Annotated in this window: 13 protein-coding genes; 7 read left to right on the forward strand and 6 right to left on the reverse strand. The window is 45.1% G+C overall.

Annotated elements, in window-relative coordinates; all coding sequences use genetic code 11:
* Positions 1-284: 284 nt before the first annotated feature.
* Positions 285-1,310 carry a LacI family DNA-binding transcriptional regulator gene (locus tag EYS00_RS19570; RefSeq protein WP_130639602.1) on the reverse strand — a complete coding sequence of 342 codons (1,026 nt, stop codon included), beginning with the start codon at positions 1,308-1,310 and terminating at the stop codon, positions 285-287.
* A 263-nt stretch (positions 1,311-1,573) separates the two neighbouring features.
* Between EYS00_RS19570 and EYS00_RS19575 the strand changes: the two genes are divergently transcribed.
* From EYS00_RS19575 to EYS00_RS19590, 4 genes are read left to right on the forward strand one after another with little or no spacing between them, the layout of a single operon-like run.
* Positions 1,574-2,464, forward strand: a complete 891-nt coding sequence (locus EYS00_RS19575) for a BadF/BadG/BcrA/BcrD ATPase family protein (RefSeq protein WP_130639603.1) — start codon at positions 1,574-1,576, stop codon at positions 2,462-2,464.
* Entirely contained in the window at positions 2,461-3,459 is a 999-nt protein-coding gene (gene nagB-II, locus EYS00_RS19580) for a glucosamine-6-phosphate deaminase NagB-II (RefSeq protein WP_130639604.1), read from the forward strand. Before EYS00_RS19575 ends, nagB-II begins: the two co-directional genes overlap by 4 nt.
* A 2-nt stretch (positions 3,460-3,461) precedes the next feature.
* On the forward strand, positions 3,462-4,568 hold the full coding sequence (nagA, locus tag EYS00_RS19585; protein WP_130639605.1) for an N-acetylglucosamine-6-phosphate deacetylase: 1,107 nt from the start codon (positions 3,462-3,464) through the stop codon (positions 4,566-4,568).
* A 55-nt stretch (positions 4,569-4,623) separates the two neighbouring features.
* Positions 4,624-5,943 (forward strand): sugar MFS transporter, encoded by a 1,320-nt coding sequence (locus tag EYS00_RS19590; RefSeq protein ID WP_130639606.1) that lies wholly within the window; start codon positions 4,624-4,626, stop codon positions 5,941-5,943.
* 114 nt (positions 5,944-6,057) lie between these two features.
* On the opposite strand, the gene EYS00_RS19595 is transcribed toward EYS00_RS19590, so the two are convergent.
* The gene (locus EYS00_RS19595) at positions 6,058-7,110 is read right to left on the reverse strand and encodes a hypothetical protein (RefSeq protein ID WP_130639607.1); all 1,053 of its coding nucleotides are present in this window, start codon (positions 7,108-7,110) and stop codon (positions 6,058-6,060) included.
* A 276-nt stretch (positions 7,111-7,386) separates the two neighbouring features.
* On the opposite strand from EYS00_RS19595, the gene EYS00_RS19600 reads away from it, so the two are divergent.
* Positions 7,387-7,836, forward strand: coding sequence for a hypothetical protein (locus EYS00_RS19600; RefSeq protein WP_130639608.1), 450 nt, complete (start codon positions 7,387-7,389; stop codon positions 7,834-7,836).
* A 68-nt stretch (positions 7,837-7,904) separates the two neighbouring features.
* Here EYS00_RS19600 and EYS00_RS19605 read toward each other — a convergent pair whose 3' ends face one another.
* Positions 7,905-9,155 carry a DNA/RNA non-specific endonuclease gene (locus EYS00_RS19605; protein ID WP_130639609.1) on the reverse strand — a complete coding sequence of 417 codons (1,251 nt, stop codon included), beginning with the start codon at positions 9,153-9,155 and terminating at the stop codon, positions 7,905-7,907.
* A gap of 280 nt (positions 9,156-9,435) precedes the next feature.
* Between EYS00_RS19605 and EYS00_RS19610 the strand changes: the two genes are divergently transcribed.
* Positions 9,436-10,665 carry a hypothetical protein gene (locus EYS00_RS19610; protein WP_130639610.1) on the forward strand — a complete coding sequence of 410 codons (1,230 nt, stop codon included), beginning with the start codon at positions 9,436-9,438 and terminating at the stop codon, positions 10,663-10,665.
* A gap of 41 nt (positions 10,666-10,706) precedes the next feature.
* Positions 10,707-11,051, forward strand: a complete 345-nt coding sequence (locus tag EYS00_RS19615) for a hypothetical protein (RefSeq protein WP_130639611.1) — start codon at positions 10,707-10,709, stop codon at positions 11,049-11,051.
* Here EYS00_RS19615 and EYS00_RS19620 read toward each other — a convergent pair.
* From EYS00_RS19620 to EYS00_RS19630, 3 genes are all read right to left on the reverse strand, one after another.
* Entirely contained in the window at positions 11,048-11,662 is a 615-nt protein-coding gene (locus EYS00_RS19620) for a DUF938 domain-containing protein (protein ID WP_130639612.1), read from the reverse strand. The genes EYS00_RS19615 and EYS00_RS19620 overlap by 4 nt on opposite strands.
* Positions 11,663-11,748: 86 nt before the next feature.
* On the reverse strand, positions 11,749-12,819 hold the full coding sequence (locus EYS00_RS19625) for an acyltransferase family protein (RefSeq protein ID WP_130639613.1): 1,071 nt from the start codon (positions 12,817-12,819) through the stop codon (positions 11,749-11,751).
* 10 nt (positions 12,820-12,829) lie between these two features.
* The gene (locus EYS00_RS19630; protein ID WP_130639614.1) at positions 12,830-15,415 is read right to left on the reverse strand and encodes a family 20 glycosylhydrolase; all 2,586 of its coding nucleotides are present in this window, start codon (positions 15,413-15,415) and stop codon (positions 12,830-12,832) included.
* Positions 15,416-15,559: the final 144 nt, after the last annotated feature.

Genomic DNA, 15,559 nt, shown 5'->3' on the forward strand with positions numbered 1-15,559 from the left:
CTGTCATTTGGTTTTGAATAAAACTACATCAATCGAATCAAGCCTGCAACTGCCAAGTTACAAATAATTTACAAGTAAACGTTTTCACCAATAGTAAACCATTGTTTTTATTGGAAATAAAAATTAGGAAAGTCTTCATTCAGTAAACAATAACACTAAAAGAGAGTGCTAAATGATAGGATAAGAAGCTGTTTTTCCTGGTAAAAATAAGTGTCGCACTCCATTGAACTCGGCATTGATTAGCGCGAGTACAATGGAGATCACACGGAAAGTAACTAGGTAATTTAAGCTTGTGTAGAGGCGCGAACAACCAGTTCAGGAACGAAGAATCTAGTCGAAGGTTGTTGGGTTTTGCCACTTTTCTTCCGAAACTTCAGACTTTGAATCAAAGAAGATGCCGCACTTTGAGCAATCAAACTGGTCGGCTGGGCTGCTGTTGTGAGAGGAGGAAAGGTTTGGCTAGAGAACGGGCTATCCTCGAACCCTGCAATAGCTAGATCTTTGGGAACGTCCAACCCTTTCATGCGCGAACCAAACAAGGTTCCCGCCGCAATTTCATCGTTACACGCAAACACTGCAGTAGGTTTGTGCGTCATACTAGCGATGGTATCGGCACTTTTTACACCAGTCTCAAATGAGTAACTCCCATCAATAACAAGAGATTCGTCAAAGCTAATCTGATTTTCTGCCAAAGCAGCTTTGTACCCTTCTAAGCGTTCAATCGTAGATTTATGCTCTTTCTCACCCGAAATAAACGCAATGCGTTGGTGGCCTTGTGAAATTAAGTGCTCGGTAATGGCGTGGGCCGCTTTAAAGTCATCAACCAACACACAAGGCAAGTCGGTTTGTGGTGACTCGCTTCCTGAAAGAATACGCACGTAGCATATCCCCTTCTCGTCGAGGGCGTTTAATACGTCTGGCATTTCGGACAACGGTGGTGACAAAATCAGACCTGCGAGCCGAGCACTGGCGACCATGCTAAGTATTTCAGTAATGATAGTTTCGCTCGATGCGTCACAAGGGTGTATCAACAACTCATAGCCACTGTTACGGCATTCATCCAAAATACCTTGCTGCATGTTAATGATGTAATAGGCGTTGGGGTTGTCATAAACGTAACCCAACACAAAGTTGTCTCTTCCCGCCAAATCCCGAGCGGCCTTGTTGGGGCGATAATCCAGTTTTTCGATGGCTTCTTGTACTTTTGCCAAAGTTTCTGACTTAACCGAGCCTTCGTTATTGATAACTCGAGATACGGTTTTAAATGACACTCCCGCGTATTCGGCGACATCTTTAATTGTTGCAGCCACGTTTTCTCCAAGATGCTGTAGCACTATTTTTTATTATTGAATGGCCTGCGTAAAGGGTACAAGCGCAGGCCGTTATCCCACGAGTCTATTACGATTGGGGCAAAGATTAAACCTTTGCGCAACACCTGCCCTTCACTATTGCATGTTCAAAAAATTAGCAATTTGTTATTTTTTGTTTGCAAGTTTACTTTTTGTAATGTAACTTTATCGCAAATGACAACGCTGTCATTTTATATCAACAGCAAAAAAGTGTAAGTACATAAATGACTCAAGCAACGTTTTACATAGGAATAGACGGTGGCGGCACTAAGTGTAGAGTGCGCATTGAAGATGCTGACGGAAAGCATCTTAGTACAGCCACAAGTGGCTCTGCTAACATTATGCGAGATATGCCACTCGCTCAATCGTCTATTATGCATGCCATTGAGCATGCCGTAGCAAATGCTCCTGTCCCTATTCCCTTGGAACAGTGCGTGGTGGGCGCAGGACTCGCTGGTGCTAACGTGCCATCAGCTGCCCAGTTGTTTAAACAATGGAATCATCCATTTCACTCAGTTTATGTACTCAGCGATTTACATGCCGCCTGTATAGGGGCTCACGGTGGTGAAAACGGCGCAGCTATTATCATAGGAACAGGGTCTACCGGTGCATCATTTATCGATGGCAAATTCGAAGATGTGGGTGGACATGGCTTTCCTATAGGAGACATCGGTAGCGGTGCATGGCTTGGTCTACAAGCCATTCAGCACACACTACTATCACTCGATGGGCTGCAAGCGAGCGATGCCTTGAGTAGAGCAACGGCAGACCACTTTAACGCGAAGACCCCTTTAGACTTGGTACAAACCTGCGCTGGCTTTGTTCCCTGTGACTACGCATCTGTAGTGCCTAAGATTGCTCCACTATTAGGCGATAAGGATCCGGCCGCATCGCATCTGTTCGACCAAGCAGCAGCCTATATACAGAAAATGGCTGACAAGCTCATCGGTGACAACGACCTCCCCTTATGCTTGATTGGTGGCCTGTCTCACATCATTGCAGAGCGTTTATCTCCAAAAACACAACGCAGATTACGCAACGGCGTGGCTTCACCTGAGAAAGGTGCCCTGACCTTTGCAAAACAATCCCTAAATTTACAAGAGATCATTGTATGACCACCACTATTATGGCGAAAGAGGCAAAGCAGAGCCCTGACGTTATTCGTGAACAACTCAGTGCCAACAAGCCCGTGTGTGAGGCTATTGCTTCAAAACTTAAAGCGATAAAACCAAACCTCGTATTTTTAATTGGTCGCGGCTCGTCAGATCATGCTGGGGTGTACGCTAAATACCTTTTTGAAGTAGAACTTGGTTTACCTGTCAGTAGTGCTGCTCCTTCGGTGTCTGGGGTTTTCAATCAAACGCTGAGCTTAAAAAATAGTGTCGCTATTGTGATTTCGCAGTCGGGCAGAAGCCCAGACATTCTAAAGAAAACCGAACGAGCTAAAGCGGGCGGAGCTTTTACCATTGCATTAGTGAATGACGAGACCTCACCGTTAGCTAACATGGTTGACGCGGTACTCCCACTGCGCGCTGGTCCAGAAAAAGCGGTAGCGGCAACAAAGAGCTATTTGGCAACACTCTCGGCACTATGTCAGCTGTGTGCCACATGGTCGGAAAACAATTCACTACTTGAAGGGCTAGACGCACTACCCAATGCTATGGCGGAGGTGATTAGTCATCCAGCTCAGCTAAGTGCAGAGAAACTAAAAGATACACGAAACGCCGTGGTGCTTGGACGCGGATTTGGTTATGCCGTAGGTCGCGAGGTTGCCCTCAAGTTAAAAGAAGTATTGAGTATTCATGCCGAAGCCTTTAGCAGTGCAGAGTTTATTCACGGCCCGGTAACCCTAGTAGAGAACGAGTTGCAAATCATCAACCTTCCGGTTGACGACGAATCCAAACCGTTTCACGACGAAATCATTAAAGATGTTGAGCGCCGAGGTGCTGAACTGCAAACTATTGATATCGGCTCGCCAGCATTGCACAAAAGGTTATTGCCACTGCTTACTCTTCAACGTTTTTACCTTGACATTGAAGCCATAGCAGTTGAACTTGGGCTCAATCCTGATACGCCTCCTGGCTTAAACAAAGTAACTGAAACCCATTAATCATGAAATTATCTGTAGCACGTATTCTGACCAAAGACGGTTGGCTGTCGAATCAAGTTATTGAAGTAAATGAAGGTGTGGTGTCATCTATTTCGCCTATCAAAGAAGGCGACGCAAAGGGCACACTGCTCCCTGGCCTAATTGACACCCAAGTCAACGGTGGTGGCGGTATTTTGCTAAATCAAACCCCTACCCTTGAAGGCATTGAATGTATGGCCAAAGCGCATTTGAGCTTTGGCACCACAGGTATGCTGCCTACCTTGATAACCGACTGCGCCGACGTGATGGCACAGGCTGCAGATGCTGTTGCTGAAGCTATGAGTGAAAATTTACCCACCATACTGGGTATTCACTACGAAGGGCCGTTTTTGTCTACCGCGAAAAAAGGCGTGCACGATGCGTCTTTTATCCGTGTTCCTACAGACAAAGAGCTCGCAAGCTTGATGCGTAAAGACATTGGCAAAGTGATGGTCACCTTAGCGCCAGAATCAGTATCCACCTCTTTTATCAAAGAACTCGTGGCTGAAGATGTACTAGTGTGTTTGGGCCATTCTAACGCCAATGCGGAGCAAGTGTTTGATGCGATAGAGGCAGGTGCAACTGGCTTCACTCATTTATATAACGCCATGTCACCATTAACTAGCCGTGAACCCGGTATGGTAGGCGCGGCTTTGTTAGCCGATAGCGCCTATTGTGGTTTGATTGTAGATCACCATCACGTACACCCCAAAAGTGCTGAATTCGCTATAAGAGCAAAAGGTAAACACAAAACCATGCTGGTTACCGATGCTATGGCTCATGTGGGTACTGACCTAGACAACATCCCTTTCTTTAATACAGAAATACGCCGTACGAACGACAAATTAACCACCCCAGAGGGCACCCTTGCAGGCAGTTGCCTAGACATGATTGGTGCAGTGCGAAACACCCATCAAGACTTACAGGTACCTTTGGAAGACGCCGTTGTAATGGCAAGTCAGACACCTGCGGCGTTTTTAGGAATGAGTCATTCCCATGGCGCAATAGATGTGGGCATGCAAGCAGACTTTTTGCTTGTTGACGACAACTTGAACATAGAAAAGATTTGGCTCAAGGGAGAGCTAGTTTAAGCAAAGTATTGGGCAGGTCACCTGCCTAAGCGAGATAACAACAAGAGGTTCACAAATGAATACCACGGCTACCCCTATAGACAGAACAGCCACCAGTAATCTAATGCCCATACTCAGTATCGGCTTACTGTTCTTTATATTTGGCTTTGTCACTTGGCTCAATGGCGCGTTGATCCCTTTTTTACAAATGGTATGTGAACTCAGTGAAATCGAAGCTCTGTTTATTGCCTTTTGTTTTTATGTTGCTTATGTAGTGATGGCGCTGCCCATGGCAAAAATACTAGAAAAAACGGGCTATCAGAAAGGTATGTCATTGGGATTGGTTATCATTGGTGTGGGGTGTTTGCTCTTTGTGCCCGCTGCGATGAGTCAAACCTTTGCTATATTTCTTATTGCTCAGTTTATTGTTGGGTCTGGCCTAACCATCCTGCAAACCGCATCAAACCCCTTTATTGTTCGACTCGGCTCTGAAGAGAGCGCAGCGGCGCGTATTGCCTTTATGGGCCTGCTTAATAAAGCTGCAGGTGTTCTTGCACCTATGGTATTTACCGCAATGGTTTTGGGCGAGTTTTCTGGTATCAACCAAGTACAACTAGCGTCAATGGATGCGGCCACCAAAGCAGCACAAATCTCAAAAATGTCAGTGCAGCTTGTACAGCCCTATTTGGCTATGGCTGTTGCGCTACTAGTGCTGGCTTATCTGTTTAGTTTGCTAAAACTTCCTACTATTGCGCAAGACGAAACCACCAGCGACACAACCGAATCCGGCCAGCGCATTACTGACTTTCCACACCTTATTCTAGGCGCTATTACCCTATTCTTTTACGTAGGCGTTGAGGTTGTTGCCGGTGACACTATAGGGCTTTATGGTTCATCAATCGGAGTAGCGAATGCCACATCGCTGACATCATTTACCATGACAGCCATGGTTATAGGCTATGTTCTGGGGCTGATTTTGATTCCAAGAGTTATCTCACAAAGTCATGCTTTGCTTGGCTCAGCAACACTCGGTGCGGTGCTTACTGTTGCAATCACCTTTGCCTCTAACTCATCAACAGCTATCAGTGACGTTTTGTGGGGCTGGTCAGGTATTCAAACGCTACCCAATAGCATTACGTTGATTGCATTATTGGGGTTAGCCAACGCCATGGTATGGCCAGCTGTATGGCCTTTAGCACTAGCCGGGTTAGGTAAACTTACCCCTAAAGGTTCTGCCATACTCATTATGGGTATTGCAGGCGGTGCGATTTTACCTATGGTGTACGGCGGATTCAGCGAGTGGTTAGACGGGCAATCAGCCTACTGGATCATGTTACCTTGCTACTTGTTCATTGGTTATTACGCGCTTTGGGGCCACAAAAAGAGCCAATGGTAATTCCTCATTTACGACCATTCTGCCCGTAAACAACTTGCCCTGGGACTACCTAGGGCAAGTAAAACTTGCCGCACATCGAAGATAAATCTATATCGGTAGAACGAGAAATTATGGCTATGTAGCCTTTTTCCTTTTCTTAAATTGCTCCCACAAAAATATGACAAAAGGTAATAGAAGTACCTGAATTAAGTACTGCCAGTTATTGCTTATGAAGTCTGATAGCGAGCGTTGTGTAGATACTGCAACCACGACTCTTTTAGGTTCATCAATCAATACTGGTTTTTGCTCCACGCCATTGATGGAAGCAATCACACCTACCTGTAAATAGAGTGTTTGTTCGCCCTCTTCTATTGCTTCGATTTCCCAGCGCCAAACGTTAGGCGTTAATGCAGAAATGGTCATTACTTTACTGCTATTGAGGCTTCTAACGCCTAGGCCACTCGATGCATCTAAGGTGGCATACATCTGATCGCTCAACAGAATAGTATCTATCGATACCGCTGGTAGTGATACTCCCTCACGCTCAGCAAACTGCCGCCGAATATTTTCAACACCAGACGATGGAGACAACTCAAGCGAAATTGTTTGCTTGTCACCCTTCACCATGCTGGAAGGTGTGTTGTAAACCATACTTCCCGAAGGGAGAGTAGACAAAAAGTCATCGAGTGCACTAACGAAACTCGCCGTACTTGCCGTTTGGAGTGCAACGTTTTGTCTTTCTAATGCTTCAACGTCGGCATTTCGTTCTTCAAGTCTAGTTTCGAGTTGTTCCATTAGCTCATTAGAAGCAGTAAGCTGCGCCATCGCTTGTGTATATTGCTGACTTTGCCTGCTCAATTCATATTGCGTGGTTTCCACGTTTTGCTGCGCTACTAAGTAATTTGAAGCGAGCTCTTCATTAACTTGCTGGCTTTGTTCAACGGCCTGCTCAATCTGATACAAAGCATCTTGTGCCTGCTTTAACTCCTTTTCTGTTCTTATTTTTTCAGCCTCTTGCTGCGCCACCAGTACAGCCAAGTCATTACTTTTCGCCTCGGCTTTTTCTAGATCTTGGGTGAGTTGAGTTACTGAACTGGTGGTATCTGGGGCGCTTCCGGTGGGGTTTGACGAGGTACATGACTGCAAGCACAAGGCAAAAAGTAAGACTGAAAACGATCTAATTAACATGTGGGCTTCCTTGTATATGTGGTCAAAACTACCACCAAACTGTATAAAAAACACGCAAGCGCTTTAAGCTAGTGTACAAGGAATACACAAAACTAAAAGTAATTAATCAATAAACATACCTCAAGAAAACTCCACAATAATTGCGCAGCTTCTGCACAATTCAGAATAGATTCAAGAATATACTAGCTGACGTGCAAGACTGATTGAGGAAACGTTACGAGGGGCAGTCACAGTGCGCAACGAAAAACTCTAAGTTCACGTACGAGGAATACAAGAATGATTGATTCAGTAAGCGGAGGTTTTAGGACTCCTCCACCGCCAAGAGATGGCAGCAATGACACCATTACTGACGAGCAAAGCTCGCTCATTGAAGAAACGCTATCAAACTTTGACGCGGAAAATTTATCAGCCGAAGACGCTGCCAGTATTGTAGAAGCCTTTTCTGAAGCTGGCATAGGCCCTAGCCCAGCGTTCGCAGATGCTCTTGCAGAAGCTGGCTTTGACGCAAGAGAAATTGGCGATTTAGCAAATGTTGGCTCGGGTAACCGACCACCACCTCCGCCTCCTCAAAGTGAATCCAGTGTTGACCTATCGTCAGTAACTGATTACTTGGAATCTTTGTCTGATGATGAAATTCAAAGTTCCACAGGCTCTAAACTGGCAGAAAAAATCGCACAAGAGTTTGGTCTTACTGAAGGGCAATCACTCATCGACGAAACCGTCTAGTACAAATAACTAGCGAGCATCTGCAACAGTTTTTAAGTGAAGGCTGCCTCACGGCAGCCTGATGTGTTTTATTTTAACGTGTCTCTTGGTGACAAGAACAATGTAGTCTGTCCTTTTTTGACATTTTCAGCGCTGTAGTTAACCCAATCCACTCTTTGATCATTATTGTCGTACAGCTTAATAACATCACTTTTATTGGAGAGTTGTAGCGAAGATTGAATATTATCGAACACTCGAGATTCCCCTGGTACAAGCGTTGGCCTAAACGTTTGACTCGTAAGACTATCAAGTAAAGCCTTGTTACCACTGTTGTCACACAGTGACCATCCGGTTAAATCGATATCATCTACGCCCAAGTTTATGACTGAAATCCACTCTTTACCTCTGTCGTTACCGTCGGGGTCAATTAACGCTGCCGCGATGTATACGTCAATGTCATCGTCTAGCACCGTTTCTCTTGTCGTGTTTTCATCAACAAGATCGTCAGCTTTTGCTACTTCGATTCTTTCCGGTACCCGAATAATGTTTTTCGACGAGTCTCTATGCTCCTCACATGCAATAAGTGGATTGGCTTTATAGATATCACTAGAAAACTGCAATCCAGTGAGCGCCTCAATCTCAGAAATAGTCACCTGATAGTGTTGATTATTGTATTTGGCGGCACCTTTGCGATCTTTTATCGCCTCTTCATCTTGGTACATGATAAAGGCTCTTACGTCCAACTTATTGGTATGTTTGTTGATGAAACAAACCACCTTAAAAAAACCAGCGGGAACAAGTGCTACGGGTTGTCCAGAAGGGCGAATAACTCTGTCGTACTCGCCGTATATCGGTCCATTCATCGAAGTAATTTTCTTATCTTTGGCGATATCGAGATGTTTCACCCACTCTTCTAATACGTTTAACCACTCGTCTTTATTGATATTTTCGTGTTGTAAAACTGCGTTAGTGTAGTAATAGGTCTCTTTAGAACGAAATTGTGCCTCGCTCTCAGTGTCGCCCCACGCAGCGGTAGCACGACGAGCCATGTGTCCTCTATCCCAAGGATTTTTATAGTAATAGTCATTATCGAGTTGATAAGTGTCGCTGAACCTCGGGTCAGTTTTCCATCGGCCACTTCCTACTTTGTAGTACTTCGATTGATCAATATTAAGCATAACAATAGCGGGGGAGCGCTTATCTTGATGTCCGTTTTGAATAACAGAATAATTCGGGTAATCAAAAATCTTCCCTTGCTCAACCAGTTCACTTTCAAGCTCAAGCGTGAAGGTTGGCGGCGGTAAATGTACACCTATAAAATCCGGATCGTAACCACGCATCTCTTGTTCCTTTTAGTCTATTTATAAAGGTAAAAATGTTGTTCCTCATACTGCGGGCGAACAAAATTTAAACAGAAAGAAGCGTAAAAGATAAGTAAAAATTAGTATTACCGTCAGTTTATAACGACGATATCTGCGTTACTCTGTGCACTGGTTTGAAACATAGTTTCATTTATCGTTTCAGATTAAATTTTACTAAAAAGCTAAATACACACTACTAAATTTTGGTCGAGGGTAGTAACATCGCATTGAACAAAAAACAATCAAATGGAATTGAATAATGAAACAAAGTAGTGTTTTGTGGATAGTCCTCGGTTCGGTTTTTGGAACTGGTGCTTTGGCTTTCCTATTTTTTGCTTGGCTATCCAAAACGCAGGGAGAAATGTTTAATACCTTTGACGTAAATACTTCCACCAGTGTCTCTGTTGATTCGAATCAACGCGCGATCACAAGTGTTCTAAGAGAAGAGCGAGATAAATCAAACAATGTTGTCAGCTCGCGTTTTGTTGTATGTGCAGAACCTAGTCCTGATAGTATGCTGGGCAAAAGCGGTTCAATGACAGCGGAAAATTCATCTCCGAGTTTGCTAGCTAGTTCTAGCCAAGGGCAGAAAATGACAGTCTCTGGAGAGCAAACTATTACCCCATCTACAATAGGGGAACGAAACGACACGATACAGTTGTTGAGGGACGGGTTGTATCGGTCTTGCGAGGCTTATCAGAATGGCGCGCTTGATGAGACGGAATATAGTCTTTTGGCAAATAAGTATGCCAATATCATGGTGACATTACTCGCGATTGAGAAAATGACCGATGCTGTTGAAAACTTCTCATCGAATGGGACTCCTAACAATTCCTCAGAGACATCAACTGATCCAAAAACAAATCCAATTGAGGTTCTTGCTGCATCAATCACTCAACTGGTAAAAATAGGACTTCAAGAAAACACCGAGAGAGTGCTTACCAGACGCTGCTTGACTTATTTGAGTGGACTAAAGTATGAAGACCCAAATCTTCCATTGGTAAAACTTTGCGAATCAGAGTTACTCAAACAATCTGATCCATCACCCGAATCCAGTTTGTCTCCAACAGGCGTACCCCAATACCGTGGCGAGAACCTAAATAATATCGACTTAAACCAAATCGCGACAAGATTTTTGTTGGACGAGGAAACTAAGTGGTTTAGCTTTGAATTGAGTTCGCCAGAGCAACTCTTAATTTCTGCGATACCTGAGCAAGAAAGCGGAGACCCTTATATCTATCTCTACAGGTTTGAAGAACCTGGAGAAGCAATACTCTTAAGTCAAAACGACGATGCTGATAATTTGATTGTAGAGTTTATGCAAGATATGACACCTCGAAGTTCATTGATTCATGAGCCACTAGCACCCGGGAAGTATCTTATTGCAGTTCAGTGGTACGGAATTTCTGATAACATTGGAGACTTTATGCAACAAAGATTGCGGCTTCAATTACAAACAGCTGACAACTTTGACGTGCAAGGAAAATAAACTCTTTAGAACAAATTACTCCCGGCGATAATTGGAACAATGTGTCTCTCGATACAGAGAGTACTTACACACTATTCAGAGTGCAGATAGAAGAAGCTGGAGACTACGAGCTTTTTGTTAAATCAACCAGCTTTGATCCTGTAGTTCTATTGAACAACTTTAGGAATAATACGTTTCAGCAACTGTATGCTAACGACGATATTGATGTTAGTAATTCTTCAGTAATGACCGAACATGACCTAGCCTCGACAGACTCGTACATCTCTGCATATTTAGAGAGTGGGACATTTATAGTGGCGATACGCCCTCTAGGTTCAGCTGGAAGTGCAAGAGCTCAGCTAAAGTTAATACGAAAAGTTCCTGATGGAACAAGCGCAGAAAACTAACCCTTCCGCCAAACCAATAAAAAGTTGTTTGATGGCATGTCTACCACGTGCTCGAGTACAAGCTGGCCGTTACTCCACCTAGCCATGTCATCAATATCAATTAATCCACCATAGCCTTGTTGTTGCAGCCAAGTGTGAAACTCTTGGTTTGACTCAGTGGTAAATTCGCCGTCTTTTTTAAACGGGCCGTAACAAATAAAACGTTCCCCCTGTTTGAGCTTGTCGCAGACTTGCTCAATCAGGCTTTTTGCTTGGTTTGGTTGGATGATATGTAACACATTGGCGCAATACAGGGAGCTGGCCTGTACATCAGGTAACTGGCCTTGGTCAATGGAGTAACTCACTGGCGAAGAAAAGTTGTCGATTCCCTCTTCGCAAGCAACTTGAGCCCACGCCTGTAAAACAGGGAGTCGTTCTTCAACCTCTGAAGGTTGCCATTTGAGGCTTGGCGCAAGCGCACAGAAGTAAATGCCGTGCTGCCCCGTACCCGACCCTATTTCAAACACAGTGCCATCCAGTAAACCCAAAGTGGAAAGCGCCTCATATATGGGCTTTTTATTTTTCTCAGCAGCCTGATTTACAGGTAGCTCGGTGGTATTGATTAAGCTCACCCCGTTGCTCCATTACCTAACAAGAATAAATGGGGTCAGTGTACAATATAGAGAGACGTTATATTACTCTGACCCCATTTATTTATTCAGAGCTTAATGAATATGCGCTTTTTGTAGAGCCAATGAGATAAAGCGTAAAAGATACTTACTGCGATGAGCGCAAAAGCCAGTGACGCGGCCTTTTCACTGAGTGGAATTGTGAGTGCTTGATAAAGGGCACCATAGGCAGAGGTGTTGCCTACAGGGATGAGCAGCAACACACTGGCGTAAAGCCACGCGAGTACATAGATAAACAACGGGTTGGTGCCGTAAATCTCCATCCACTTAAAGCCTTTGTCTTGCTTCACAATATCAACCACAAAAATGATAGCGGCCAATATGATCCATGCCCACGCGGTGGTTACCAATACATATGAGCTTGTCCATAGCGCTTTATTAATGGGCAGCACCGTGTTCCACACACAACCGGCTGTAAGCGCAATAGCGGCTAGCGCCAATAGCTTTTTACACTTGTTTTGTGCGCCACTGGTGTTAGAAAGCATGGCACTGGTTTGATAGCCCATGAGCAAAGTCACTACTGCGGGTAAGGTGCTTAAAAGCCCTTCTGGGTCGAAGGCTACGCCAAAGCCTTGATACAGGTGATTAGCACCAATCAGTGCTAAATCCCATTGCCTTACGATATTCCCTTCTAAGGTGTAAGGTTCAGGTACTGTGTTTAACAGCCCCCAGTACCCCAGCAAAATCCCACCGCAGGCTATCCATAAACCGTTTCTGGGCAAGCTTACAATCAGCACAGCGCCAATAAAGTAAGCAATGGCTATGCGTTGCAGCACTCCCATATAGCGTAATGATTCAAAGGCTTCGGTAAATGGGAAGGCATTTAAGCCCAGCCCAATTAGAAATAACAAGCCAGCGCGTTTACCAATGCGCTTTCCTGGAATAGCCTGCCCTACTAGCTTCCCCATTGAATGGAACATGGCAGCACCCACTATAAACACGAAGAAAGGAAAGATCAGGTCAGTTGGCGTTATGCCGTGCCACGATGCGTGTCTGAGCGGGGCATAAATGTGCGCCCACGTACCCGGCGTGTTCACCATTATCATTGCGGCTAGCGTTAAGCCGCGAAACATATCTAAGCTGCGTTCTCGTTGCTGCATGATGAATTCCTTACTCTTGGCCAGCGTTGAGCCACAAGGTGTGACTACGTCGATTGTTTTCATGGATAAAGCTGCGAACACCAACCTTTGACCCTGCTGCAAGTTCCACTGATTCTGAATAGGCCACCCAACTTACACCGCCATCTAGAGTGTATTCAGCGGTAAGCATTGGCCAAGAGTTAATGACTTCAAGCCTATTGTTTTCAATCACAGCTCCCGGTGGAGGCAATCGATAAAACACGCCTGCACGTTCTAAGCGCGGCAATATATTCGTGCCAAAGGCATGAATAAAGCCCTGCCAGTCGGCCCTTTGCTGCGCTTTCATATCGTCGGTGAAATAGCGAGTTGCAGGGCCATAGCTTCTACCAGCCTCATAGGGTACTTCCCAGTCTGCTTTATGCCACGCACGTTCCGCCACTGCTACTAAACGAGGGAACAACATGTATTCTGCTTGCGCTTCGTGACGCAGGGTTTCGCTCCATACTTGTGCTTGAATACCTGCAAATCCGCTGCCACTGGTGAGTGGAGAAGTATCATCACTGGAATACGAGTTACCCATGTTGTCTTGCCAGAATTCGGCGTGTGCGGGTAGGTTTTCAGGCATGAACTGGAACACTTGAAAGGTACTGGTGTATCTAGAGCCCCAGTAGTAACCGCTTTCGTCTGGGTGTGGCATGTAAGGAAAATCGAAATACAACACGTCGGGCAGTGATAACACCGCATCCCAGCCTAAGTTAGCCATTTCGTGGGCTTTGTGCTGACCACCAGACGGTAACGTTTCCCACAAGTTTGATTGAATGCGACTACCGAGTTTCATGGGCTCAACATGGCTTAGCCCGTCGCTCCACGCTCCTGCCATGACTCCCATGTCGTTGACCATTTTGGTGACCTTAGCAACAAAGTACGCGGTGAGGTGTTTGGCTTCATCAATCCCCTCTTCTTCCATGAGTACTTTACAGGCGGGAGATTCAACCCATGCACCGGCGGTTTCATCGGCACCAATATGGTATCGCTGAAGCGGCACGCCGGCCTCGTCGTGCATGGCTTTTATTTCGGTCAGTACTTTATCAATAAAATGATAGGACGATGGCAAACACGGATTAATGGTGTTGTCGTTGTAGTACTGAATCGACGAATACACAGTGGTATCTTCAGGCTCAATCAGCATAAACTCATTTGCACGCTCAGGCATTTCTTGTTGAATAAATCTGTCGTGTCGTGCGTTCATTGCTTTCACTGCAGCACGAGAGTGCCCCGGCATATCCAGCGACGGGATCACTTCGATGTGATGTTGTTGTGCTACCTGTAGCAGCGTTTTGTAATCCTCTACCGTTAAATAGCCATTCACCTGACTGGCGGGATCAGTGCCTGCACCAAGTTGAGGCTGTAAACAGGTTTTGTCTTCCAAATCTAAACAGCGTACCGCACCTATTTCCGTCAGCTCGGGTAACCCGGGAATTTGCAAACGCCATGCTTCATCTTCTGCCAAATGTAGGTGCAACTTATTGAATTTAAGCGCCCCCATTTGTTCAATCAGTCGCAATAAAAACGCTTTGTCGTGATAGTTTCGGGCAACGTCGGTGTGCACGCCACGAAAGGCAAATCGAGGCGCGTCAGTCGCCTGCCCCATGGGAAAGCTCTGAGATTGTGTATCAAAAAGTTGTGTAAGCGTCTGTACGGCACAGTACAAACCTGCATCGTCACCTGCGGTGATCACAATGCCATCGTGTGCGATCTCTAAACCATAGCTTTCCGGTGCCATAGACTGCTGAGTAAAGTGAATAGGCAAGCCATTTTCACTCACCGTAACGCCTACTGCATTTAAGCTATCTTCAAGCACTTTAGATAGCTCAAAAGTCGTGTTAACGCCCGCCGCTAGCTTAATTCGCTCGTTCGTCCATTGGGTGTCGAGCAACGAGGGAATAACACGATTTTCAGAGATTGCAGCATTGGACTGCTGCCCTTGATATTGCTCGTAAAGCCACTGTGCAGTGGCCAGAGGTACATTGTCGTTCGCGCTTCTACGCCACTGTTCCGGTGTGGTAAATTCACCGGCGTGAGGCAACTCCCATAATGACGTTTCAGTGTTAAAAACCTCTTGGGTAGAGGCAATCACCACTGGCGCGTTGTTACCTTGTTGATAGATAAAATTGGGCATTACGTCATTCTTAGTCACCGTTGCCCCCATGGCTTGAAACGGAATTACGTAAGATGTGTTTGCCACAAACCCAGTGAACTCAGCAGTTGGCGTAACCTTGTGTAAATCGCCATTGATATGCTCAATATCAAATAAAGAGCTACTGTCGTACTTAATGGGTTTAGTATTGCTAAAGTAGATCGCCCAGTCGGTATGATTGGTATCAATGGGTAACGTAAGCGTTAGCCTTGCATCAAAACAGTCACCAGCAAACTGACAGCTGTTGTTGAGGTTACTCACCACTTCATAGTGAACATCGAGATTGTCAGCTATCTTCGTAGACGAAACCACAGGCGCAGTTTGTGTACTGCTTTCCACCTGTGTAGACGATGACGGCTCACATCCCATCAACCCGACACACAGTGCGCTTAATGCAAACCTTGCTGCTATTACCTTCATATGAATTCCGTCTTAAATACCGATTACAAAATCTATCATTAAAATCTACGTCACATTGGTTTGTACAAAGTATCGTTATGACAACCACTGTGACAACGTTGTCATTCATACTAACAAATGTTACATTAATTGCAAACAGATGTT

The organism is Alteromonas sp. KUL49 (assembly GCF_006538345.1).
Classification (GTDB): domain Bacteria; phylum Pseudomonadota; class Gammaproteobacteria; order Enterobacterales; family Alteromonadaceae; genus Alteromonas.